Genomic DNA, 24,497 nt, shown 5'->3' with positions numbered 1-24,497 from the left:
CGCTTGGTCCGCTCTACCGACATCGGGCCGCCGGGTCATGCTGCACAGCGCTGCGAATGGCCGGTTCGGTGAACTGCATCGCCGCGTAGGCTGGCCCGATGAAGGTCCGGATAGGGCCGACACCGGTCATCATCTGTACCTGGCGTGAACGGCAGCAACGGGCCGGGAGCGACGGACGCGGGGATAAGTCCAGGCGCGTGTCCTGCTGCAACGCCGCATGACCGCTTCGAGCCCGTACTTCCATATGCTGCGGAAAGGCCGAACGGCAGCTATGGCGATCACATACGACTGGCAGCAGGCCCACTCATAATACGCTTGCGGCGGGCCGGAGACTCTGCAACTGATCTCGGCGTCGGTTTCCTTCGGGAATGAAAAGGGAATCCGTTCCGGCCTTGGCCGGTAAACGGAACTGCCCCCGCAACTGTAGGCGACGAGTGCCTCTCGAATGCCACTGGGATTATCCCGGGAAGGCGAGAGGTGCGGAAACCCGCCAGTCAGGAGACCTGCCGACGGACATGAAACTACGACCGGACGGGGTGTGCCGGGGCGGGAAACTCGACGTGGTCGTCTTGGCCTATTCTGTTTCACGTCTTGCCCCTGACGGTCCTATCTGACGGGACGGATCGGATGAGACAGACCTTGATTGCAGCCACCTTGGTGGCCAGCGCCGCACTACCCCTGCAAGCGCAGGAAACAAACTACCCCCTCAATCTCACGAATTGTGGTGTCGAAATATCCTTTGACGCCGCTCCGGACAGCGCCGTGACTATTGGCCAGTCTGCGACGGAGATCCTATATTCTTTAGGTCTTGCGACCAAGGTCTCGGGCACTACGGTCTGGTTCAATCCGGTCCTGCCGGAATTCACCGAGGTGAACGAAGGGATCGAGCGGATTGCCGATAACGATCCGAGCTTCGAGAGCGTGGTCGCGAAGAAGCCCGGCCTGGTTGCCGTGCAATACGAATGGCACGTCGGCGAAAGCGGGATCGTGGGGACGCGCGAGATGTTCCATGACATCGGCATCCCCACCTACATCATGCCGGCCGATTGTGACACCAAGGACAATTCCACCGGCGGGGACGGCACGCGGACGGGAGCCTTCGAGACGGCGTCCGTCTACAAGGGCATCCGGGAGTTGTCGGCGATCTTCGACGTGCAGGGCGCGGGCGAAACTCTGGTTGCAGAGCTTGAGGCTGTTGAGGCCAACGCGGTCGCCCAGGCCGAGGGGCTCGATTTGCCGGACGATCTGTCGGCGGTATTCTGGTTTTCTTCGGCCGATCTGGAGATCGATCCCTATGTCGCAGGGCGGCTCGGCGCGCCGGGCTACATGATGGGCGCTCTCGGCATCGAGAACGTTATCGACTCGGATGAGGAGTGGCCGACGGTCGGATGGGAGACCATTGCCCGCGCTGATCCGGACATCATGGTCATCGCATATATGGATCGCCGCCGCTTTCCGGCCGATGATGTCGAGAAAAAGCTGGAGTTCCTGCGCAACGATCCAGTGGCAAGCCAAATGACGGCTGCTCAGGAGGGGAGGATCGTGCAGATCGACGCCCATGCAATGAGCGCGACGATGCGCTCGATCTACGGGCTGGAAACGCTGTCCGAGGCGCTCTCGGAGATGTCGTTCGAATGACGATGGTGTCCGCGACGCCACAGATCGCGCCGGGGCGCAGCCTGTGGGCGTCGCCCCTGATCCTCGGTCTCACCATTCTCGCCGGGACGGCTATCGGCGAGACACGGCTGTCGTTCGCCACCGTCCTTCAAACGCTGGCGAACCACCTTTGGGGCGCAAGCTATCCCGTGGATGGGATCGAGGCGGGGATCATCTGGAGTTATCGCCTCCCTCGGGCCATCGTCGCCGCCTGTTGCGGCGCGGGGCTGGCGTTGACAGGCGTCGTGCTTCAGGCGCTCCTGCGAAACCCGCTGGCCGATCCCTACCTTATGGGCCTTTCGGCGGGAGCCTCGAGCGGCGCGGTTCTGGTAACGGTTGCAGGCGTCGGCGGCGGCGTGATTTCCATGTCGTTCGGGGCACTGACTGGTGCGCTTCTCGCATTCGGGTGTGTCGTGGTCCTGGCCCATGCCGTGAGCGGAGGCGCCGGTGGCGGCCGCGCCACACAGGCTGCGGCCGCAATCATCCTTGCGGGCATTGCCGGATCGCAGATGTTCAATGCGCTCACGGCCTTCACCATCGCCCGCTCGGCCAATGCCGAGCAGGCACGGGGCATCATGTTCTGGCTGATGGGCAACCTCTCTGGCATTCGTTGGGAAGATGTCACGGCATGCACGCTGGTCTCCCTTGCTGGGGTGGGCCTCTGTCTCTGGCACCGGCGCGGGCTTGACGCCTTCACCTTCGGGGCGGACGGGGCGGCATCGCTCGGGATCAATGTGCCGGCCCTGCGCGGTAGCCTGATCACCGCAACCGCGATCATGGTCGGCGTTCTCGTCTCGAAGGTGGGGGCAATCGGCTTTGTGGGTCTAGTCGTCCCACATGCCATGCGATTTCTCGTAGGCACGCGCCACGACCGTCTGGTGCCCGCATCTGCCCTTGCCGGGGCAGTGTTCCTTGTCGCGGCCGATGTGATCAGCCGCGTCATAGTCCCGGGTCAGGTCCTGCCCATCGGAGTGGTGACCGCGCTCGTCGGCGCCCCGGCCTTTGCGTTGAACCTCGTTCGAGGTGCGCAGCGATGAGGCTCGAAGTGCAGGCCTTGTCGGCGCGCGTGCATCGCACGCCGCTCCTTCAGAACATCACGCTCCGGATCGAGCCTGGAGAGCTGTTCGGCCTGATCGGCCCTAACGGATCGGGCAAGTCGACTCTGATGCGCTGTCTCGCCGGGCTGCGCCGGGCCTACGTCGGGCGCGTCCTGGCTGGAGGTGCGGACCTTGTAAGGATTCCGGCCCGGACGCGTGCGCAGCGCATCGCATTCGTTGAGCAGCAGGCCGACACCACGGATCGCTTGACCGTCCGCGAAGCAGTTGAACTGGGGCGGACGCCCTACCTCTCGCCGTTGCGGGGCTGGAGCGGGGTCGACGATGCTGCAGTGTCGGACGCCCTTGGCGCGGTGGAGATGACCACGTTCGCCGATCGCCTCTGGCATACCCTCTCGGGCGGCGAACGACAGCGCGTCCACATAGCCCGCGCGCTTGCGCAGACACCCGATCTCCTCCTACTCGACGAGCCCACCAACCACCTCGACATCCGCCATCAGCTTTCGCTCATGGAACTGGTCGGGAGCCTGCCGATAACCCGCGTCGTCGCGCTGCACGATCTGAACCAGGCCACGGCCTGCGACCGGATCGGGGTGCTCAAAGGTGGTCGCCTTTTCGCCACCGGCTCCCCGACCGAGGTTTTGAGCGAGCCGCTGCTTGCCGAAGTTTTCGGCGTGGCGGCCATGCGCCATGCCGGTCCGGACGGCTCGCCACGCCTCCATTTTTCTCATGCTCTGTAAAGGATCGACCATGCGACTTCTAACTGCGTTGATCACCCTACTGCCGTCCATCGCATAAGCCGAAACCCATGAAGTGAAAATGCTTACGCGCGGAGACACCGGCGCGATGGTCTACGAGCCCGCTCACCTGCAGATCGCTTCTGGCGACACGGTCCGTTTCTTGGCCACGCAGCGCGGTCACTACGCAGCGTCCATTCCCGAGATGCTACCCGAAGGTGCCGAACGTTTTATTGGAAAAATCGACGAAGAGATTTCCGTCAGCTTTGAGATCAAGGGACGCTACGGCATCAAGTGCTCACCGCATTACGCCATGGGCATGGTGATGATTATCGACGTGGGGGACGTCGACGGTGCATCGCCGCTGCCGGATGCAGTGCCGCGACGTGCGCGTGACCGGATGTCAAAGATTCTTATGACTGGCGAATGATACCCAGAACGCGGTTGTCCGTAGGTGAAGCGGACCCTCGATTATAACCCAGCGAAGGGCAGCTTCGTCCGCTATCGCTGACCTTCACCCACGAAAAATGCTGCGCGATGCACGAATGGCTGCTTCGGTGACGGTGCGTTGCCGCATCGACGGTCGCTTCGAACGGCAGGTCTGGGCCTATTCCGTTGAAAAACTCGGCTCGGCGATCGCGTTGACCCTCGCCCAGGATTTGAGGTGCCTGTGCCTGTCCTACCTCAACAGGAGACCGGTGGGGTCGGAAGGAGCTTTGCGAGCTTCCGGAGGTTCTGTGCGGTGGCTGCGAGGTGGAATTCATCTCGTGCGCCGCTCGGGCCTCGCAATCGGAGACGTCTGAGGCCCAGAATTCGCTTCAAATGCGCGAAGAGCATCTCCACCTTCTTTCGGAGCTTGCAGGAGATCGCGTAGTCGGGCATCTGAGCGATCGCACGCGCCCGATCCCGGGAGGGCTCGAAGATTGATCGGGTTACCTTTCGAGACGGCTCCTTGGGGCAGCAGCGCGCCTTCAGGTCGCAGGCATCACAATCGGCCTTGCCGGCGCGGTAGCGAAGCATGCCATCTTCATCGGGTTTTTTCTCCCGGGGTTTCGTGAAGGTCCGGCGGCTTTGCTTCAACTCTTTGCCGCCCGGGCAGATGTAGACATCCCTCTCGGCATCATAGGCGAAGTCGGCGCGCTCGAATGTCCCATCCCTACGGGCTGACTTGTCCCTCTCGGCAGATTGCTTCGCAATCGCCTGACGGGCAGTGGAACACCGGGATATGGGGTGCGATGCCGCGCTGCTGATCCAGCCAGTCCAGCATGGCGCCGGTGCCGTAGGCGGTGTCGGCGATCAGCCGTTCCGGTGCGATGCCGAATGTATCGTTCACCCGGTCGATCATCGTCCGCACCGATCCAACCTCGGCCTGGCGGATCGACCGGGTGGCCTCCACATCAAGGATCACGCCGTTGTCGGTATCGATCAGGTCGTTGGTGGAATAGGCAAAGTAGGCCGGACCTCCCCGAGCCCCGGTCCATTGCGAAGCGGGATCGGAATGGGAGGTGAACTTCGGCTCGACCGGGCTCGCTCCGCCAAAGGCGGCATCATCGAGTGTGTCCAGATATTCCCTGACAGCCCGAGGCGCGTCTATGGGATCGATGCTGCACGACTGCCAGTCCGACTTCGGCGTGGAGTTCTGCCGGTTCGCGTCAGCCGCGATAATTCTGGCGTCCGCGGCTAGGCGCTGGCCGCTGGCGAGGCCCTCCTCGAGGCAGCGCGCCACCACGGTCTCGAAGAGATGGCGCAACAGGTCACTGTCGCGGAAGCGGCCGTGGCGGTTTTTGGAAAAGGTCGAATGATCCGGCACCGGGAGGGTCAGATCGAGGCGGCAGAACCAGCGGTAGGCAAGGTTGAGATGGACCTCCTCGCAGAGCCGGCGCTCGGACCGGATGCCCATGATGTAACCCACCAGAAGCATGCGGATCATCAGTTCCGGATCAACCGACGGTCGTCCGGTGGAGCTGTAGAATGGCGCCAGGTGCTGCCGGATGCTGGCCAGGTCGACGAATTGATCAACCGATCTGAGTATGTGGTCCGGCGGAACGTGCGTTTCGATCGAGAACTCTTAGAACAGAGCGCCTTGCGCTTCCTGCCGGGACCCCATCATCGCCGTTCACCTCAAGCTGCCGCAGCCAAATTGAAGCAGCGGCCAGCTCTTCAGGCAAGCGGAGTTTTTCAACGGAATAGGCCGCGGGCCCCCGCAGGCCTGGCGCGCCAAGGCGTGTGGCCTGCTGCGCCACCGCAAGTCTGCTTGGAGCCCTCTGCCGCCATTGAAACTGGTGGCGGGGTGCCCTATGCTAGGCCCGCCACAGACGGAGATTTATGCACAGAGGCTTCGATTGACCCGCAGCTAGCGGCATCGCTCGGCACACGGATGCCGACCCTTTTTGCATGATTTCTTTGGAGTTCTCATGAAGAACGCAAACGTGGTGATCCGGCCCTTCGACGCGGCAACGGATCTGGAAAGACTGTCGACCATATGGTTCGACGCCTCGTTGAAGGCGCACCCCTTCATCGGTGAAACAAGGCTGACGGAACAGCGCAGGCTGATCGAGGAGAGGTATCTGCCAGAGGCGGAGACCTCCGTGGCTTGCCTTGACGGAGACGCTGTTGGCTTTATCAGCCTCTTGGACTGTTTCATCGGCGGAATCTTCATCGCGCCGGGCTGGCAAGGCCACGGGATCGGGCGCAGGCTTATCGCCGACGCCCTGGCCCGGAAGGACGAACTGACCCTCGAGGTATATACCGAGAATGAGCAAGCCGTCCGCTTCTACAGGCGGCTCGGATTTCAGGAGGTGTCCCGGCGCGCGGTCGATGACTCCGGCTTCCCGTTCCCGAATGCCTCCCTCCGGATCAAGGCCTGAGACCAGGGCTGGCAGGGCCATTCCCTGCCAGCCCACCTGCGCGCCGGTCGGGATCGCGCGCGTCCTGGCCCCTCAGAGCCGGTCCAGCGCAGTCGTGACCGTATCGGCCAGCACGCCAACAGGCTGTGTGCCGTCAAGCCTTAGAACCGGAGCGGCTTGTGCTTCGAGCCAGCGCTCATGCTGCGCGAGATTGCGCCCCGTGAACGACGGATCATCGTAGCGAGAGGCCCAGTCACGGAATGCCAGATGACCTTCATACATGTCGCCACCCGGGAGGATCCGATCACCATGTCTTTGTGTCTCCCGGTGCTCCAGACGGCGCAGCCGTATCTCGGACGGAGTATACAGAAAGGCGATGATCTCGACATGCTCGATCAGGCTATCCCCCCAGCCGATGAAGGAGCCTGACAGAACCCAGCCGTCCGTCCGGGATTGCCTCTCCTGGATCAGGCGGACCCGATCTTCCGGCGGGCGCTTCGTCGTGAATGGGGGATCTGTTGGCAACCAGTAGAAGTCGTCGACATCCAGCAGCGGCACGCGCAGGCGCGCCGACAGCGTCGCCCCGAGCGTCGAGACGCCCGAGCAGGATGCCCCGATCAGATATAGCCTTGGCATGTCAGATCGCCGTTCCTATTCACACCCGAGAGGGCAATGGCGGTGCGCGTCGCCGTCCACAATATCCGCGTCGTCCCGCTGTGCCGCCGCTCAGACGCGCCGCGACTGGTGGTTCCGAGCGGTCAACAGACGTAGATCAAGCGCTAGGCTGCACCTCGACCGGGTTGGCGGCTCAAAAGAAGAAGCAGCCCAAAGATAATCATACCGCTTCCGGATGCTCGCTGAAACCAATGGAGCTTCGTTGAAGCGAAGGCCACCGCGAAACGCCCGGCTGTCGCATAGATCAGGATTGCGATGGCTTCGAGTGCTATGAAGCTGGCGCCAAGAATCGCGTAGCTCGTCCAGTAGTGCGAGGTATCGATGAACTGTGGGAAGAATGCCGCGAAGACTAGGATGGCCTTGGGATTACTGACGGCCACAAGGGCTTCGCCCCGGAACGCTTTCTGGAGCGAAGGCTTCATGTCTTCGGCGTCCCAATCTGCCTTTCCCGGCGCACTTTTTAGTAGCCTGATGCCCATCCAGATGAGGTACGCAGCGCCGATAATCTTAACCGCGTTGAACACCAGTGCCGAGGCCGACAGCAGGAGACCGAGTCCCAAGGCACTCGCCGTGATCATTGGAATAAAGATACCCAGACGGGCAAGGCTTGCCGTAAACGCAAAAAGGACCCCCTTTTGCGCCCCGTGGGTCATGGCGAGAAGGTTATTTGGACCAAACGCAAGGTTCAGCGCAAAGCACACGGGCAGAAACAGGAGCAGATCGGGCATGGAATAGTTATCCTAGTTTTTCCCACTGTATGAGTGGTCGTGGCTCAGAGTGCAACGGCACGGCCTCGGGCCGATGACGAACGGCAATTTTGTCCCGCACTGCTGCACTTGGGGCCTTGGACTATGCTGCGCGGTGCCATGAAGGTCCGGTATGGGGAAGCCGCGCTGCGGCAATGCTGATCTTGGCCAATGACTGGTGAGGGCCGGTCATGTCGGCGGGCCCCTTCGGCGTGGAGCGATCAATTGCCACGGGCTGATCCGGATCGGAGCCACCATAAAGCTCAACGGTTCAACCCGGCCCTCGTCCTTGCGTCGAGTTGCTGCGCGGCGTCGGTGTCGATGAGGTCGAAGGGCGAGAACTGGCCCTCGAAGTTCCGGTCGATCTCGCACCTCTGTGCCGGCCCGGCCGATCAACCTCAATGTGTCGTCCGTCAGCGGCATTGCGAGGGTGACGCCGCCGCGACCTGCGGAATGATGTCTGCGATGCCTCTCCCTGACCCCCGAAACATAACCTGAATGTGAGTTATTTATGGATGGAAACCCCGGGTCCCTTCTGGGTGGACATCAATAATCTGGGGCGAGCACTCTGGCAAGGCTGGAGCGGGTACCACAGCTGGGGCCGCCGCGAGACACGACCTCGCGGAACATTTCCCTTGGAAACATCCTGCCGGTCAGGTGCACATTGCATCAAAATGATGGGGCAGCGGCTGCTGGCGCACGACCTTGACCTTGGCACCCCTGTCACGAAAGCCCTGGAACACATCCGTCCGGGACAGGGGAAAAGGATCGTCAGATGGTTTTCAGAACACCGGCTCTTTCTTTGACCGGTTCGCATCTTGCGTCGGCGTCAGGCCGGCGAGGCTGGTGCGAGGTCGGTGACGGGGGGCCACCGATTGGCACCGCGCCCTTCTGTCGAGCCTGAAGTGTGGCTCAACCGAGGTGCAGATCCACGCCTGCCTGTTTCGCAAGCGCCGCGATGCCCGGGGGCGGTGGGCGGTCGGTGACGATGGTATCCACGTCCCCGATGCTGCCCAGCCGGACAAGCCCGCGGTAGCCGAACTTGCTGCCGTCCGCGGCAAGCAGGACACGGCTGGAATGCTGCATGGCGGTGCGCACGCTTTCCACCTCGGCTTCGTCGTCGTCACCGAGGTCGCCGTCCTCGTCAATGCCCGAGACCGAGAGGATGGCGAGGTCGAACTTGAAGCCCGAGATGAAGGAGCGCGCCTGTTCCTGGAAGACGCCGCCGTCGACCTGGCGGACAAAGCCGCCGGGGATGGCGATGGTGAAATCGGTGACCTCGCGCAGGAAGGCGGCGATGCGCAGGCTGTAGCTGACCACGCGCAGGTTCTCGCGCACAACGAGCGCACGGGCCACGGCCTCGCAGGTGGTGCCGGTGTCGAGAAAGACAGAGGCGCCGTCCTCGACCAGGTCTGCCACGCGGGCGCCGATGCGGTCCTTGGCGAGCGAGTTGGTCACGCGGCGTCGGCGCAGCTCGCCGGGCTCGACCGAGTTGGCCAGCATGGCCCCCCCGTGAAGGCGGCGGACCTGGCCCTGACGTTCGAGCTCCATGATGTCACGGCGCGCGGTCTGCGTGGTCACAGAGAAGCGGCGCGCGATGTCTTCGATCGAGATGTATCTCTGGGCCGCGAACTGCTCCATCAGGCGCTGCTGGCGGGTTCCCTTCCTGTCTGTATCCATTGCCCGGGACTCCTGCCTCGCTATCCTGACTTGATACACGCGAGGTCTATTGCTTTTCGAGAAAAAAACGAGGCCGCGGCTGTGGGTGCCGCGGCCTCGCGTCTCGTGACGGGCGGGTACCGTCAGAAACGCATCTGCACGCCGAGGTTCACAGCGTTCGACTGGCCGTCTTCGCCGAAGGCGCCGTCGTAGCCGACCGAAAGCACCGCCCGGTCGCTCAGGTCCATGGCAACGCCAAGGCCGATCTCGAAGGCGTCCTCTGCAAGGCCGGTCCCGGCGACCGAGAAGTCGCTGCCACCGGCAAAGGCGAGGTCCGCCTCGGGGTCGGAGGCGTCGAGCACGTGGCGCCATGCCAGCGCACCCGAAAGACGCAGCGGCGTGGTGCCCGCGTCGAAGGCACTTTCGGCGCGCAGGCCGATTGTCGCGAAGCTGGCGTCGAACTCGGAGTCCTGCAACCGCAGCGCCGCCTCACCGCCGTTTTCCGAGGCGCCGTCAGTTGCAACCCGGACATGCGAGAGGCCGCCGAAGGGTTCGAGCATCGTGGTGCCCAAGGCAAAGCGGTGCGACAGTTCCGCGAAGACCTGCGTGGTGTCCGCGTCGTAGTCGGCCTTGAGCGTCTCGTCGAAGCCGGTGAAGGACACGTCGCGCCACGTGGAAACCTGGCTGCGCGTGTAGCTGGCTCCGAGGCTGAAGGCCGTGGCACCGAAGCGCTGGCCCGCCGAGAGGGCGAAGTGCAGGTCATCGGTTTCCGCCTCGCCGCGCAGACCGTCGAGGCTGGTCTCGCCCTGGCCGAGGCCGGTGGCAAAGCCGAAGGTCAGGCCGCTGTCGAGCTTGGCATTGGCCCCGAAGAGCGTGCCGTAGGCCGAGCGCACCACGTCGCGGCTGTTGTTGCCGTCGATGTCGGCGCCGGCACCATAGCCTTCGAACCAGAACTGGACGCCAGTTTCGCTGCTGTCGCGTGTGCTGCGGAGCTTGTCGGCGGCGCTGTCGGTGACTGCGGCGGACTGTTCGGCCAGCGCGCCCATGGTGGCCGCATGAAGCTCGCCCGACATCTGCTCGAAAGCGGTGTCGGCGCTGGCTTCACCCAGCATGACGACGCTGTCGAACAGCGGGTTGCCCATGCCCAGCGGTTCCAGTGCGCGGGCCGCGGCGCGGCCGTTGCGGGTGGAGGCGACGCTGTCAAAGGCGGTGTCGTTGCGATCGAGCGCCAGCGTCAGGCTGGTGTCGCCGTAGGTCAGGCCCGCGTCGAGGAAGGCCAGCGAGGAGGTCACACCGTCGAAGGTGCCGCTGATGCCGTTTTCGGCGGTCAGCACCTTGTAGGATGTGAAGGGCAGATAGGTGCCGCCCTCGGCCACCACGACGGTGCTGCCGCCCTGGATATCGACCGCGCCGGTCACGTCCACGCGGTCCGCCTCGCCCTCGGCGTTGGCTTCGATCTCGAAGGTGGAACCCTCGGCAAAGCTCAGATCACCGGCGACGGAAAGCGTGCCGATGCTGTTGCCTGCGCCCAGCGTGCCGCCCTGCGCAATGGCGAGGTTGCCGGTTGTGCCGCTGCCGCCAAGACGTGCGCCGTCGTTGACGGTGGTGAGCGCGGAGGCCGCGGTGGAGCCGTTCACGATCAGCGCGCCACCGTCCACGGTGGTTTCGCCCGTGTAAGTGGTGTCGCCCGCGACGATCAAGGCGCCCGCGCCGTGCTTGGAAAGCGCGCCGGTGCCGGAAATGTCACGTTCCGTGGTCACGGCTGCCGCCGCGTCGCGGATGTCGAGCCAGCCGCCGGTGCCTTCGAGCGAGATTTCGCGGTCGAGCGCACCCATCTGTGCGCCTTCGACGGCAAGCCCGCCGTTGTCGAGGCGCAGGCTGGCATCGGCATCCCCAAGGGCCGCGTCCTCGGTCACCACGACGGTGCCGCCGGCGGTCACGAAGGTTTCGCCGATGAAGCTGTGGTCATCGATGCAATATTCGGCGACGGCGGCCTGCAGGCGCGGGTCGTCGGTGGTGCAGTCGAGCAGCGTCTTCTTTTCCTCGGCGGTCAGCCAGTCGAGCACGGGTTCGCCGTTCTCGTCGGCGATCTGGCCGAGGTAGACGTCGTCGCGCATGTTGTTGCGGGTGAGAACGAATTCGCCGCCGGTTTCGTCGAAGGTGGTGGCCTCGTCGCTCCAGACAAAGCGGGTCTGATCTTCGCCGTCTGCGTCGTAGGTCTCGAGCTTGGGGCCGACCCAGCGCAGGTCATGGGCGACAAGTTCGTGGTCGGTGTAGGCTGTGCCGTCCTCGGTCACGTCGACTTGGTCGAGCGTGCCGGTGTAGGCATCGTCGGCTGCGTCGGCCACCTTGTACCACTTGCCGAAGGGGCGCGAAGCAAGGAAGTGGTCGATGCGCACGCGGTCCCAGCTGGGCCATGTGTTGGTGGCGTCCTCTCCGGCCGAGGGCCAGGTGGTGACGCCGTCGTCGAAGTCGTGCGGTTCAAACCCTTCGCGGACGTCACCGTGTAGGAGGATGAAGTCCTTCTTCAGCAGGTTGAGCGTGACCGGTGTGTTGTGCTCGACCGGATAGGTTTCCTCCGCGAACAGATCGTCCGGGATGTCGTCGAGCGACAGGCGCGCGCCGCGGTTGGCGTCGATGAAAGCCTGCATGGCGTCGGCATCGACGGCATATTCGTCGAGCAGTGTCTCGTAGAAGCTGTTGCCGCTTCTGAGGTAGTTCTGGAGGATCAGCTTCTGCTGGGAGGCACGGTGCAGGCCGCGCTCGGACGTGTCACCGGCGTTCCAGTCGCCGGTCAGGATGACCGGGCCACCGGTCGACTTCGCCCACTCGGTGATGCCGCGCACTTCGTTCAGGCGGGTCTGCGAGGGGTCGCGATAGTCGAGGTGGACGGAGCCAACAACCGTGTCGGGCACGCCGCCACCGGGCTGCGCCGTCTGGTAGGCCACCGAGTCGCCCTGCGTGTTCGTGCCGAACGCACCGCCGACGCGGCTGAGCACACCTGTATCGCCCTGTTTGATGAACTCATATTCGCCGAGACCCTCGTCGCGCAGGATCTGCTGAAGGCCGGTGAGGTACTGTTCGCTCCTCAGTTCCTGAAGGGCGATGATATCGTAATTGCCGTTGACGAAAACGTCCCTGATGGCATCGAGGTCGTTCCGGAACTGGTCGTTCCATGTGTTCATGGTGAGCACGCGCAGCGTGCCCTGATCCTGCGCAATCGCAGGCGATGTCAGAAAAGCGACAGCGGCGACGCTACCGAGAAGCCCGGCGCGGCCGGCGCGCGTGAGCCGCCGTGCGGAGCGTGAAAAGGAGAATTTGTTCTGCATGGTATCCATCGGGATTGGAAAAATTGGACCGGGCTGGTGGGGCCCGTGCGATTCCATCGCGAGCGGAGGATTGCCATGCTGATATGTCGGTTAGGTGACAAAATGTAAAACTACAGACATTTCCTTTATCGCCTGTCTGTCGGCACTGATGATTGGCTGGAGGGCGCCATGTTCACATGCCAACACGGGGGGGCTCAGGGGAGAGCCGTCGGGCACCGCAGGGACCCTGAGGTATGATGCCACCGTCACCGTGAATGCCTACGGTGCCCTCAAGGTTTTGCAGTGACAGCTATGCCTGTCAGCGAGGCGCCAAACAGTTAGAGCACATGTTTACCGACATACAGGAGGAGCTGACCTCAGGGTTTCGCCATGCAGGAAAACCCGAAGTCTGTGCCATTCATGTTGACGTCGGATCCTTGGGCGCTGTCCGGAAATCTGCCTGAACCCGCTCACAAATTTCGTCTATCAAGCCCACTTCGGCAGGCTTTTTCCGTTATGTCATGTGGTTCGCCGGAACTTCGCCCGATTTTAGCGGGGAACTTGAGCGCGCCTTGAAATGACGCAAAACAAGATATTGCTTTTCGGGCTCTCGAGACAGCTCCATCCCGGTTGCCACGTTTGACAACCAACAGGCAACTTATCAGGACGTTGCTGATTCAAGATCAGCGTCCTTCAGTCCTCGACCGGTCCGCCCGAGCGTAGCCCAAGTTGCGTCGCGTGCCACGCGGCTTCAGCGCGCGAACTGATGCCAAGCTTGCGGTAAACAACCTTGATATAGCCTGCGACGGTGGACTCAGCGATGCTCATCACATGCGCCACTTCGGCGTTGCGCAGTCCGCTGGCGATAAGGGAAAGGACCTCGGTTTCTCGTGCGGTCAGACGATCTTCGATGGTGGTGACAGGGCCGGTCAGACGAAAATGTTGCATGATACGCCGGGCTATCGCTGGCGAAATTGCGGGGATACCGTGCCCCAGTTGCTGCAGCTGCTGCACAAGCATCGAAGTTTTGCTTTCCTTCAGCAGATAGCCGTCGGCTCCGGCTGCCAGCGCCGAGACGATACTTGCATCGTCGCCCATGACCGTGGTCACGACCTTGATTGCAGCAGGGTTGCTCCGTCGTAAAATGCGCAAGACCTCTAGGCCGGATCCGTCGGGCAGGCCCAGGTCGATCAGGGCGAGGTCGATCGGTTGCAGGGCGAGCGTCTTGGCGACCGCAACGCGTGACGCCGTCACGACCTCCGCCTGCGGATAGATTTCAAGGACGATCCTTTCCAGCCAATTTCGGGCTTCGGCAATGTCCTCAAGGATCAGGATACGCTTCAAAGCTCAGCACTCGCTTCTTTTGGAACCAAGGGCAGTCGTGCTGACAGGACCGATCCGGTGGTCGTGCGTTCCAGATCAAAGGTGCCAGATACCTGCGACACCCGTTCGGCGAGGTTTTTCAATCCGCTGCCGGGGCGAGCAGCCTCAGTGCTGAAACCGGATCCGTCGTCGATGATCATTACGCTCAGGTCTGGCGCATCATATGTGATACGGAACATGACCTGAGTTGCGCCGGAATGGCGTATCACGTTGTTCGTGCCCTCCAACATCAAAGCGCGCAGGGTTTGAACGAGGGCTGTGTTCAGTTCGACATGCGGGAAAGGCCCAGCCTGCCACTCAGCCGCAATGCGGGCGTCTTCAAGATGTCTGGACACTTGCGCGCGAAGATCCGCAACAATGTGGCCGAGCGGGTGGGCATCCTGATCCGGGTTGGAGACGATCTCACGCAGGTCGAAAAGTGTTTGCCGGATCAGATCGTTTTTTCTTTCCTGACTGTCGGAACGCAAGGCACCGATCAGCAATACGCCAATGTTGTCGTGCATGTCGCGATTGATGCGCCTCCGTTCAGAGGCGATGGCATCCAGGTATGTCTGGTTCTGCCGCAGGCTCGTGTCCATGAATGCACTCAATGTCCGGGCCCGCTGAAGATCCCGCGACGAGAACAGCCGCGTGCCTTTTCTGGCCCATGAGAGCCGCAGTGGCGGCAGCCCGAAGACCGGAGCCAGCGCGAGCGCCGCCCCATCCTGTTCGAGGCGGCAGTCGCCCGGGGCCTCAGACGTCACTGTGTCGATCGAGAGCGGATCAAAGACGTCCTGCCAGAAGTTCAGGCGTTCTTCCTGCTTCTTCTGGGGGGCCATGGCGTGAGAAATCTCCGTGATACGTCGGTAAATCACTTCCGGCGGCATCGTCCGGTCGCGGCTTAACCACGCGCCGGCACGTTCTCGCAGGGGCAGATACACCGCCCCTATGATCGCAAGAGACATCCCCAAGGCAGGGGCGCGATCCACGGAAAGACCAAAGATCAGTGCCGCGTCCAGCAACAGCAGCAGAACAACGCCAACCCCGTAGAACAACATCCGAAAGGACCAGATCGGAAGGTCGAACAGTCGATAGCGCGCGACGCCAAGTGCAATGCCCACGTATATGATCAGAAAAAACAGGAACGCCGTGCTTTGCGCCAGCCAGACGCTTTGGCCCAACATCGTCGGCAGAATTGCCGTTACGACAAACCCGCCTGCTCCGACAGAGACGGCCACGCCCAGCCATCCCAACATGGCACGGGCGGTCGGAGTGTGACGGTTGACGAAAACCTGCACCGCAATCGCGATGAGCAACGCAAGCATGGTCGCGGCGACCGAATCCTGTAGCAGACCGACATGGCGCGGCCAATCGTACACCTGAATGAAGATTATCATACCGCCGATCGCGAGGGTGGGCAGAAGGACAAGCAGGCGGGGCACGATCCGCCTGGGATAGATCAGGAACAGGGTCAGCATGCCAATCCCGAACACCAGCGTCCCCACGCCGTTGATGTGGCTGGCGATCTTGAAGGTCGCATAACCCAGCGCGATTTCGCGGGTGCTGTAGACACTGGCAGTCCAAGCCGCGAGCGCAAGCCCGACCCCGGTCAACAAAACCATCCACGCAGCAAGATCGCGGATGCGCAGGCTTACAAGCCAGAACCCGATCACCAAGCCGACGACACCCACGCCAAGCTGCGTCCAGAATTTCAGCGGCAAGCTGCTGAGGGGGCGGGTCTGCTGGACCTCTACCACGACAGGGATCGTGGTGTCTGCAGCGCCCGGCGCGCGGAAGGCAAGTGTCACCTCCCCGGTCAGGAGCGCCCGAAATATCGCGCCCTGATCGGTGTAGAATTTGCGGAGGCCCTCGAAGGTAGCGATCATGTCAGGCTCTTCGATCAGCGTGTCTGGCGTCACGGAGATCGGATTTTGACCCGCAGCCTGCACGCTCGCCAGGTCGAACCCGATGAAGTCCTCGGGAACGGGGCCGCTGGCGTGAAGAGTAACAGCGCCGCGGCTGTTGTCTGTGGCCAGCGAGAGACCGATCCACGGCTGTGACATCGCGACATACGCGACAAATGCCGCGAGCACGAAGCTGACCAATGTGCAGGCCAGAAAAAGCAGCCCTGGGGTGTGAAAAAACTTCAACTCGTCTGACCTGAATAAAATGACACATCCACGTTAACGCAAATGAAACATTCTTTTCGACGTCGATAGCAACTGTTTTCGGGAGCCCCCCTGAACAGGGGAGTGCCAAAGGCAAGCAGTTGGCGGCAAGCAAGTACCAGCGCCCGCAACGAGAGGCGCCGGATTCGCGGCGCCAGCGACGGGCGCTTCAGGCAACACTGTGGGGAGACAGGTAGCATGAACCATTTGAAAGTGATGACTATAGCGGCGGCAGGTGTGGCGTTGATGACGCTTGGCGCGTGTGACGGAAGCAGTGGATCGCCCGGCGGGCTGGCAACCGCGGTTGGCGGGGGGACAACATCGGGCGGAGGCGGCACATCGAGTGGCGGCGGCACGACATCGGGCGGAGGTGGCACATCGACCGGCGGCGGCGGCGGCACGACATCGGGCGGCACGCCGACCGGGACCGGCAGCCTCGCCGCTTTCGATGCCAAGGCTCTGAACTACAACCTGCTCGTGCCTACAGCGACCGGACTCACTGGCACCGCTGATTACGCCGGCGAAATCTCCATGCTGACCCAGGCGAATGCGGGCAACACAGCCGAAGCCGTCGTCGGTGACCTGAACATGACCGTGAATTTCGATGCCGGCGCAACCAACCCGGTCACCGCGACGGCCGGAAACTTTGCCGGTGAGGTGAACGGCACCGCGACCTCCATCGGAGGCACACTGAGCACCGCCAACGCGATTGCAGGCGATGTAAATTCGGTGACTGCAACGTCGACTGGCGCGGGGACTCTAACCAGTGCCACGGCGACCCTGCGCGGTACCTTGAGTGATCCGACCGGATCCTTGTCGGGGGATGCGCGCATGATCCTCAGCGGCAATTTGAAAGAGGCCGGCGGCGCCAAGATGGGCGGCGGTCATCAGACCACGATCACACCCTTCGGTGGAGGTTCGACGATCGCCACCGGCGGCAGCCTTTGGGCTGACAAGTAGTGGGCACCATGCGGCGTCTGATTGCCATTCTGCTTCTGGGGCTGGGTGCGATTTGCACTCAGCCCGACGGGGCAACGGCCGCGCCGGATACCTGGACTACCGCACTGGAGCTTATGGAAGCCGGGCAGACGCGCGCTGCTCTGCCTTTGCTGGAGCAGCTTGTCTCAGCGCACCCCGACAACAAACACTATCGTTTTGAGCTGGCGCTCGCTTTATACAGGCTTGAGCGCCCATTCCGGGCCAAATGGCAGCTTGAACAAGTGCGCGGCGCAAGCCTGACTCCTTCCGAAGCGCGATTGGTGACCCAATTTCTGGCAGCCATAGAAGCGAAAAGCGCCTGGTCAGGGGCGCTGAGCTTTGAGATGAAATCGGAATCCAACGCCAATGGACAAACCCGTGATCGAACGGTCGCCGCAAACGGGATGCAATTCGTTCTGCGACCCGATTCGCGGGCAAAGCCCGGCGCCAGCCTGATCACAAATGCCGAAATCGGTTACACGCAGGCGCTCTCGGAAAAGTGGAGCGGCCTCGTCTCGCTGTCTGCATACGTGAAACACAATGAAGAAAGAAGTCTGCGGGACACGCAGCTGACCGGCCGGGCCGGTTTTCAGTACCGTCCCAACCAACGCACCGCCTTTGCATTTGGTTTGCTACATGGCAACCGTTGGGTGGCGGACGACGCCTATTCCAGCTCGACCGGTGTCTGGGCCGAGTACAGCCAATTGATCGGCAGTCGAAGTAGATTGAATGCTGGCGTCGAGGTCAGCAAGATCGAAGCCTTCACCATGCAACCCGACAGCCATCGTACGCTGTTGTACGGTGGCTACACGCTGGCGCTGAACGGCAACGCGCGTCTCGACCTTGCAGGATACCTCGAAGACACAGGCGGCGGTCTGCCCACGCTCACCGGTCAACGCGCGGGTATTGCCGCCACGGCCCTCTATGCCTGGAAAGGCGGGTTGATGACCTCGGTCGAAGTTTCCCACCACCTGGACCGACGCCGGGGAAAAGAACCTTTCTTCGACGTCGCCCGTGAAGACCGCAAGACCGCGATTGCGCTTTCTGTCTACCACCGCGATTTTCGGATCGGCAGTTTTGCCCCAAAACTGATCCTCGGCGCAGGAAAGAACCAGTCGAACATACCGCTCGCGCGCCATGACAATCAGTACCTGTCCATAGGTTTGACAAGGAATTTCTGAGAAGCTGGACCAAAGCTGTCGTCATTCACCTCGTTTCCCCTGAGCTCTGGGTACGCTGATCTCGGTCGCGATGCGTGGCTTTTGGATATGAATACAGACACTTGCTGTTGCCTCAGCCATATTACTCCGAAGTGTTGAGTCTGCAGCGGCCGTCAGCAGGGGACATTGTTCCTTTGTTCCTGACTGCGCTGCTTGCATAAGCCGAGCGCGATGGTGGCGTTCACCCGGTCTGCACAAGACCTCTCAACGTTGAGCAATCTCAGCGCATAAAATAGCACTCCAGTCATCGTCCGTTTCACCGAACGGTAGAAGCTGCAAACTTGGATGCGCGTGCTGCCTGATGCCGGACATTTCGCTCTGAAATACAGGGCGGTAGTCAGGCAGGTCGGGGATGCCAAGAGCATTGTCGGCCCTTAGACGGCCACGCTTGCCTGTCAACGCGGCATCCCGGGTCATCTCGGGGTAGAACCCAGTTTTCAGCGAGCTCCGGCGCTCAAGTGCTTCATTCGGAACGAATGTTGGCTGACGCGCGTTGTTTTACCAGGCGCATTGGGCGCTGATCCGAGAACCAGATAAGGGGTGAGACGCATGTCACGAACAGACGCCGCGCAGTCAGGAACCATCACGCGCAGGGGTCTGCTCTCCGCTGCCTCGGCACTGCCCGTCATGGCTCTTTCGCAATGGCCGGCCAAAGCCTTCGCGGCAGAGTTCGACGTCGACGCATTTCTGCGCCTCTCTGAAGAACTGACCGCTCGCGATCAGCTGTCCGAAAGCATCGGGACCGACTTTTTCAAAGCCTTCACCGCGACGAACCGCGCGGAGGATCTGGCCAAATTGGCGGACGGCGCGGAGGATCGCGACCTCGCCAATTCCGTTGTGGCCAGTTGGTATTCGGGCGTTTCCCCCGATCCTGACGATCTAAAGGTGGTGAGCTATACCGACGCCTTGATGTGGGACGCGATGGATTTCACCAAACCGCAGGCCGTCTGCGGCGGCGAAATGGGCTACTGGGGAAACGCGCCAGACGCGTGATGCGCAACCTTCGCCCAACCCAATACACTCACATTCAAGGCTTCTCATAATGGCTAACGATATCACGGCAGACGTTCTGATCATCGGCACCGGCATCGCCGGCGCTTTGGCTGGCGCGAAACTGGCTCAGAAGGGCCTCAAGGTCGCATTTCTGGAAAGCGGAAAGCGCATCGACCGTTACGATGCGGTCGAGAAATTCTGGAACGCCAAGATCAAGGTCCCTGAATCCGCCTACCCGAATGACCCGACGGCAGAACACCCACTTACCCACAAGCCGAATGACTTCTACAATCAGACCGGTCCGGAGACGTTCAAATCCACATATATCAAGGTGGTTGGCGGTACGACCTGGCACTGGCTGGGGACGACCTTGCGCAACGTTCCCGCCGACTTCGAGTTGAACTCGCTCTACGGTCAGGCGGTCGACTGGCCTATCAAGTATGACGCGCTGGAGCCGTTCTATCTGGCGGCCGAACAGGAAATCGGCGTCGCCGGCGACAGCAGCGAAGATCTTGGCTCGCCGCGTTCCGGAGATTATCCGATGGAACAAATTCCAGTCACATATCTCGACAAGCATGTCGGCGCTGCGCTCGACGGCACGAGGTTCAAGATGCGCTCCACGCCGCAGGGAAGGAACTCGGCATTTCACGCGAACCGCCCGGCCTGCTGCGGCAACGCCTCGTGCATTCCCGTGTGTCCCATTCAGGCCAAATACGATGCGACCGTCCACGTGCGCCTTGCCGAGGATGCCGGGGCAACTGTGCATGACGAAACCACCGCGACGCGGCTGAACCTCGGGACTGATGGCAGGATCGCATCAGTCGATTTTCGCCGCTCAGATGGCAGCACGGGCACGGCCTCGGGCACTGTTGTCGTTCTGGCCGCCCATGGCATCGAGACGCCGCGCCTTTTGCTGAACTCCGCTCAGGAGGGGGCTGCGAACGGCGTCGCCAACAGTTCCGATCAGGTGGGGCGCAACCTGATGGACCATCCCTCGAAGCTCAGCTGGGCGACGACGGCCGAGCCGGTCTTTCCCTTTCGCGGACCGCTCTCAACCTCCGGCGTCGAGAACTTGCGCGATGGCGATTTTCGAAAGGAGCGGGCGGCGTTCCGTATCGAGATCGCAAACGACGGTCACAGCTGGCCCACCGGCGCGCCCGAGTCCACGGCGGCAGACCTTGCCAATTCCGGCCTGCGTGGAGCCGAGCTTGACGCCGCCATACGGGAGGCGACCTCGCGGCAGATCCGCATCAGCTCACTGGTCGAGCAGTCGCCCGATGCCGAAAACCGCGTGACGCTCGATGAAGATAGACGAGACGCGAACGGCGTGCCGATGCCGCGCATCCATTACGATTATTCAGATTACACCTTGGCCGGCCTCGCCGCGGCTCAAGAGGCACATGACGAGATCTTCGAGGCCCTGAATGCGTCGGACATCCACCATTCTCCTGCTGTTGAAGGCGCGGGTCACATCATCGGCACGGTGCGGATGGGCTTGGACGCGCAGACATCGGTTGTGGATGCCGATCTGCGCAGCTACGATCACAAAAACCTCTTCATGCTGGGATCGGGCACGTTTCCCACGTCCGCGACGGCGAACCCGACCCTGACGATTGCTGCACTGTCGCTGCGCGCGGTCGATGCAATCGCAACGAGCGTCAAGGATCTTTGACGCTCGCCATCCCGAAACAGCGAAGCTGAAAACGGCACTGAGCACTGCGCCGTTTTCAGTTCGTGCCTGTCTTTCCAGTGTCACCTTGCCTTTGGCATCGGTGACACTGGTTGCACACGCGCGAAGTGAACATGCAGTTCGGCGAGATATTTGGTTATTTATTCTTGATTGCCCCTGAGAGCTAATCCGGTAGCCCCATAAATTGTCACTGAGAGCTGACCCATGTGAACACACTTCTCCGACGGTTTTGGTGGGGGGGGGAATTTGGAGTGATCGACATGGGATTCTCGAGTGTCATTCGACGCTGGGCATTGCGTGACAAAATGCCAATCCTGGAGCTTGCCCGGCGGACGGGTTTGTCTCGGAACGCGATCACGAAGTATCTGCCTGAAGGTTTGGTGAAACCGAAGGTCAAGACGTCCAGACCGACAGATCCCCCCGAGGTCGATCCGCCGGACGCTCTGGCATTGCAAACAACGCCAGAGGCCGACGTCGATCGCCATGACGGGTTGCGACAGACTGAGGAGAAGCGCCATGCATCATGGCCCGGCAGGGCCTCTATCGTCATCATGGTTCACGCAGTCTTAAGCTCTATGGCATAGCACATGCGATTGAAGACTTGGTTGCCCAGGGCGCGCCAGCGTTCGAAGCTGCCATGCCAATGCTTTCACAGCTGCTCAAGGCCGAGATTGCCGAACGCGAGGTACGGTCTATCGCCTATCACACGCAGGTCGCCGTTCGGCGGGAAAACAGTCCCCCGGACTGTTTTCCCGCCTTACCCCAGCATACAAGGACCTGACGGGCTTCGACTTTGCATCGAGTGAGATCAACGAAGCGACAGTGCGGCAGCGACACCGATGCGAGTTTATCCATAGCCCGTCTCATCGTTTGCAGTGCAAACGATGAGACGGGAAGCGGCCGAGAATGTCGTTTTGATCGGCGGCCTGTCGTCCATTGGGCTCGAACCAATGGCGCCTCAACAGACGACCGGGCAAGAGCCACACAGCCACGGCAATCGGCGTCCAAGCCATCGAACATCACCGGCGTAAGGTGCGCTTCTTCTCGACCGTGGAACTGGTCGACGCGCTGGAGCAGGAGAAGGCGCTTGGAAAGGCAGGGAAACTGGCTGAGATGCTGACGAAGGTCGACTTGGTCATCCTGCCCTTTCGGCAGATTTTGCGAGCAAAATCGCCTGCCGGGTAATAGGCGAACTCGGCTAGCTGCCGTTCAGTTCATCTGGCGGGGCGCTGCTTTCCCATCTGCTCAGCAAGCTCTACGAGCGCACCAGCGTCATCATCACCACAAACCTCAGCTTCTCAGAATAGGCGCAGGACTTCGGCGACGCAAAGATGGCCCCCACTCCTCGATCGGCTCACACACCGCTGTCACATCCTCGAAACCGGAAACGACAGCTACCGCTTCCAAGCCAGTTCCGAGGCAGCAACGAAAACTGCAAAGGAGACGAAAGCATTAATGCGTCATAAACCACGACGCATAATTGAGGGTGGGTCAAATCTTGGTGAAAATACCGGGTCAGTTCTCTATGAAAATCAAGAGCGCTGAGCCACCACCTGATGGATCCAGAGGCGCTTGCGGTCTTTAGCGAACCCATGCCTAAGAACGCAATCGGCTGCGCCGAGAGGCAGAGGGCGCGAGAGAGACCCTGGAACGCGCCTTGGCCCAGACCAAACGTGATCACCGAAAGCTGGTGGATGCCATTATCGCAGGTGTTCCGGCGGAGCAGGTCAAAGACCGGATAATCGAGCTGGACCAGCAAAGTCAAAGGCTGGAGAGGAGGCTTTCCGCCTCCCCTGCCCCGGATTCGATCCTGACCCACCCGTCGATGGCTGTGACTTACCGCGAGCATGTGGCGGCGTTGATCTCGGGTCTGGGCAACAGGTCAGAGATGGGCGCTGCCAAGGACGCGCTGCGGACACTGGTGGACCGTGACCTGCTCCCCTGAGAGTCCCCGATTATGAGTTAGCTCTGTTCAGGTTTTGGTCTTCCTTTGACCGGTTAGCATATTCCCACGGTGTCATGCCAGCGAGGCTTGAGTGTGGGCGGTGGTGGTTGAAGTCGTCGCGCCATGCCGCCACTAAATTGCGGGCATGGCGCAAGCTGTCGAACAGGTGCTCGTTCAGCAGTTCATCGCGCATGCGGCCGTTGAAGCTTTCAACGAAGCCATTCTGCATCGGCTTACCCGGCGCGATGTAGTGCCAGTCGACCTTGCGGTCCTCCTGCCATTTCAGGATGGCGTTGGAAGTCAGCTCCGTCCCATTGTCGCTGACCACCATGCAGGGATAGCCTCGCATCTCTGCGATCCGGTCCAGTTCCCGGCCAACCCGGATGCCGGACAGCGATGTGTCGACGACGGCCGCCAGACATTCCCTGCTGAAGTCGTCGATCACGTTCAATATCCGGAACCGGCGGCCGCAGGACAGGCTGTCGGAGACGAAGTCGAGGCTCCACCGCTGGTTTGGCCCCTGTGGGATCGCCATCGGGGATCTGGTGCCCAAAGCTCGCTTCCTGCCACCACGTTTGCGCACGGTCAGGCCCTCCTCTTTTTAGATCCGGTAGAGTTTCTTCCAGTTCAAAGACCAGCCTTCGCGCCGCAGCAGAAGATGCAGACGCCGATACCCGAACCGCCGCCGCTCAGATGACAGCTCCTTCAACCGTGCCCGCAGGTCAGCATCTTCCGGTCGGGTTGGCAGTCGCCGATAGACACGCGGATCGAGCCCCGCCAAAGCGCAGGCCCGCCGCTGACGGTATCCCTTCTGTGTCATGGCCCAGTCCACGGCACGCCGCCGCGCACCAGGCCTCAGAAGTTTTTTCCCAGCATTTCCTTCAACGTGGACACGTCCATCATCTGTTCGGCCAGCAGCTTCTTGAGCTTGGCATTCTCGGCTTCCAGCGCCTTCAGCTTCTTCGCATCTGACACTTCCATGCCGCCAAATTTGGCACGCCATTTATAAAAGGTCGCATCGCTGACGCCGTGCTTGCGACACAGCTCCTTCGCGCCAAGCCCAGCCTGATGCTCCTTCAATACCCCGATGATCTGTTCTTCCGTGAACCTTGATCGCTTCATCGTCTGTCTCCTTCGATAGGAACAGACTAACCCAAAATCGCGGACTTTTCAGGGGAGCAGGTCAACCGGCTTGTGCTGACCCCGTCGGATGGGAGCACAGGCGTTGAGATCGAGTTGGAGGGGGATCTTGCGGCGCTGTTGCGCCTTGCGACGGGGTCGGCAGGGGTCATAAAAAACGGCGAAAGCCGCGCACTCGGGTGAGCGCACGGCTTTAAGGTTCTGATAGTATTGAAAAATTATCTTTGGTTGCGGGAGTAGGATTTGAACCTACGACCTTCAGGTTATGAGCCTGACGAGCTACCGGGCTGCTCCATCCCGCGCCAATGGTCGGACAAGG

At 61.6% G+C, this 24,497-nt stretch carries 16 protein-coding genes, 1 tRNA gene, 4 pseudogenes and 1 riboswitch; of the genes and pseudogenes, 12 read left to right on the top strand and 9 right to left on the bottom strand.

Annotated elements, in window-relative coordinates:
- The first annotated feature begins 336 nt into the window (after nucleotides 1-336).
- Nucleotides 337-525: riboswitch (cobalamin riboswitch) on the top strand.
- A gap of 102 nt (nucleotides 526-627) precedes the next feature.
- The 4 genes from GGQ68_RS12540 to GGQ68_RS12525 all read left to right on the top strand — a co-directional run bounded on the left by GGQ68_RS12540 (nucleotide 628) and on the right by GGQ68_RS12525 (nucleotide 3,878).
- A complete protein-coding gene (locus GGQ68_RS12540) occupies nucleotides 628-1,638 on the top strand; it encodes an ABC transporter substrate-binding protein (protein ID WP_183966496.1) in 1,011 nt (336 codons plus the stop codon).
- 2 nt (nucleotides 1,639-1,640) lie between these two features.
- Nucleotides 1,641-2,693: a FecCD family ABC transporter permease gene (locus GGQ68_RS12535; RefSeq protein ID WP_183967000.1), complete on the top strand. Its 1,053-nt coding sequence runs from the start codon at nucleotides 1,641-1,643 to the stop codon at nucleotides 2,691-2,693.
- Nucleotides 2,690-3,451, top strand: a complete 762-nt coding sequence (locus tag GGQ68_RS12530) for an ABC transporter ATP-binding protein (protein ID WP_183966494.1) — start codon at nucleotides 2,690-2,692, stop codon at nucleotides 3,449-3,451. Before GGQ68_RS12535 ends, GGQ68_RS12530 begins: the two co-directional genes overlap by 4 nt.
- Nucleotides 3,452-3,530: 79 nt before the next feature.
- The gene (locus GGQ68_RS12525) at nucleotides 3,531-3,878 is read left to right on the top strand and encodes a pseudoazurin (protein WP_183966492.1); all 348 of its coding nucleotides are present in this window, start codon (nucleotides 3,531-3,533) and stop codon (nucleotides 3,876-3,878) included.
- 254 nt (nucleotides 3,879-4,132) lie between these two features.
- On the opposite strand, the pseudogene GGQ68_RS12520 reads toward GGQ68_RS12525, so the two are convergent.
- A pseudogene (locus tag GGQ68_RS12520) lies at nucleotides 4,133-5,507 on the bottom strand (transposase).
- Nucleotides 5,508-5,862: 355 nt separating this feature from the next.
- On the opposite strand from GGQ68_RS12520, the gene GGQ68_RS12515 reads away from it, so the two are divergent.
- Entirely contained in the window at nucleotides 5,863-6,315 is a 453-nt protein-coding gene (locus GGQ68_RS12515) for a GNAT family N-acetyltransferase (protein WP_183966490.1), read from the top strand.
- 72 nt (nucleotides 6,316-6,387) lie between these two features.
- Here GGQ68_RS12515 and GGQ68_RS12510 read toward each other — a convergent pair whose 3' ends face one another.
- Both GGQ68_RS12510 and GGQ68_RS12505 read right to left on the bottom strand, forming a co-directional pair.
- Nucleotides 6,388-6,930 (bottom strand): ATP-binding protein, encoded by a 543-nt coding sequence (locus GGQ68_RS12510; protein ID WP_183966488.1) that lies wholly within the window; start codon nucleotides 6,928-6,930, stop codon nucleotides 6,388-6,390.
- A 143-nt stretch (nucleotides 6,931-7,073) separates the two neighbouring features.
- A complete protein-coding gene (locus GGQ68_RS12505; protein WP_183966486.1) occupies nucleotides 7,074-7,697 on the bottom strand; it encodes a LysE family translocator in 624 nt (207 codons plus the stop codon).
- A 572-nt stretch (nucleotides 7,698-8,269) separates the two neighbouring features.
- On the opposite strand from GGQ68_RS12505, the pseudogene GGQ68_RS24865 reads away from it, so the two are divergent.
- Nucleotides 8,270-8,521, top strand: a pseudogene (locus GGQ68_RS24865) (hypothetical protein); the annotation flags it as partial.
- 106 nt (nucleotides 8,522-8,627) lie between these two features.
- On the opposite strand, the gene GGQ68_RS12500 reads toward GGQ68_RS24865, so the two are convergent.
- From GGQ68_RS12500 to GGQ68_RS12485, 4 genes are all read right to left on the bottom strand, one after another.
- Entirely contained in the window at nucleotides 8,628-9,395 is a 768-nt protein-coding gene (locus GGQ68_RS12500; RefSeq protein WP_183966484.1) for a DeoR/GlpR family DNA-binding transcription regulator, read from the bottom strand.
- Nucleotides 9,396-9,517: 122 nt separating this feature from the next.
- On the bottom strand, nucleotides 9,518-12,703 hold the full coding sequence (locus tag GGQ68_RS12495) for an autotransporter domain-containing protein (RefSeq protein ID WP_183966482.1): 3,186 nt from the start codon (nucleotides 12,701-12,703) through the stop codon (nucleotides 9,518-9,520).
- Between the two features lie 672 nt (nucleotides 12,704-13,375).
- Nucleotides 13,376-14,026 (bottom strand): LuxR C-terminal-related transcriptional regulator, encoded by a 651-nt coding sequence (locus tag GGQ68_RS12490; RefSeq protein WP_183966480.1) that lies wholly within the window; start codon nucleotides 14,024-14,026, stop codon nucleotides 13,376-13,378.
- The gene (locus GGQ68_RS12485; protein ID WP_183966478.1) at nucleotides 14,023-16,194 is read right to left on the bottom strand and encodes a sensor histidine kinase; all 2,172 of its coding nucleotides are present in this window, start codon (nucleotides 16,192-16,194) and stop codon (nucleotides 14,023-14,025) included. Before GGQ68_RS12485 ends, GGQ68_RS12490 begins: the two co-directional genes overlap by 4 nt.
- A 216-nt stretch (nucleotides 16,195-16,410) precedes the next feature.
- Here GGQ68_RS12485 and GGQ68_RS12480 point away from each other — a divergent pair, with 216 nt between their 5' ends.
- The 6 genes and pseudogenes from GGQ68_RS12480 (at nucleotide 16,411) to GGQ68_RS12455 (ending at nucleotide 23,038) form a co-directional block, all read left to right on the top strand.
- Nucleotides 16,411-17,172, top strand: coding sequence for a hypothetical protein (locus GGQ68_RS12480; RefSeq protein ID WP_183966476.1), 762 nt, complete (start codon nucleotides 16,411-16,413; stop codon nucleotides 17,170-17,172).
- An 8-nt stretch (nucleotides 17,173-17,180) separates the two neighbouring features.
- Nucleotides 17,181-18,371: a surface lipoprotein assembly modifier gene (locus GGQ68_RS12475; RefSeq protein WP_183966474.1), complete on the top strand. Its 1,191-nt coding sequence runs from the start codon at nucleotides 17,181-17,183 to the stop codon at nucleotides 18,369-18,371.
- Between the two features lie 588 nt (nucleotides 18,372-18,959).
- Entirely contained in the window at nucleotides 18,960-19,403 is a 444-nt protein-coding gene (locus tag GGQ68_RS12470) for a sugar dehydrogenase complex small subunit (RefSeq protein WP_183966472.1), read from the top strand.
- A gap of 49 nt (nucleotides 19,404-19,452) precedes the next feature.
- Complete coding sequence (locus GGQ68_RS12465) at nucleotides 19,453-21,075, top strand: GMC family oxidoreductase (protein WP_183966470.1); 1,623 nt, start codon at nucleotides 19,453-19,455, stop codon at nucleotides 21,073-21,075.
- 534 nt (nucleotides 21,076-21,609) lie between these two features.
- Nucleotides 21,610-22,548, top strand: a pseudogene (locus tag GGQ68_RS24300) (ATP-binding protein); the annotation flags it as partial.
- A 202-nt stretch (nucleotides 22,549-22,750) separates the two neighbouring features.
- Nucleotides 22,751-23,038: a hypothetical protein gene (locus GGQ68_RS12455; RefSeq protein WP_183966468.1), complete on the top strand. Its 288-nt coding sequence runs from the start codon at nucleotides 22,751-22,753 to the stop codon at nucleotides 23,036-23,038.
- Nucleotides 23,039-23,048: 10 nt separating this feature from the next.
- Here GGQ68_RS12455 and GGQ68_RS12450 read toward each other — a convergent pair.
- Nucleotides 23,049-24,160 (bottom strand): annotated as a pseudogene (locus tag GGQ68_RS12450) (IS3 family transposase).
- Between the two features lie 243 nt (nucleotides 24,161-24,403).
- Nucleotides 24,404-24,480, bottom strand: a tRNA-Met gene (locus tag GGQ68_RS12445).
- Nucleotides 24,481-24,497: the final 17 nt, after the last annotated feature.

Source organism: Sagittula marina, assembly GCF_014196795.1.
GTDB classification, from domain to species: Bacteria; Pseudomonadota; Alphaproteobacteria; order Rhodobacterales; family Rhodobacteraceae; genus Sagittula; species Sagittula marina.
Note: the sequence above shows the minus strand (reverse complement) of the source record. Positions and strands in the feature narration are given on the sequence as shown.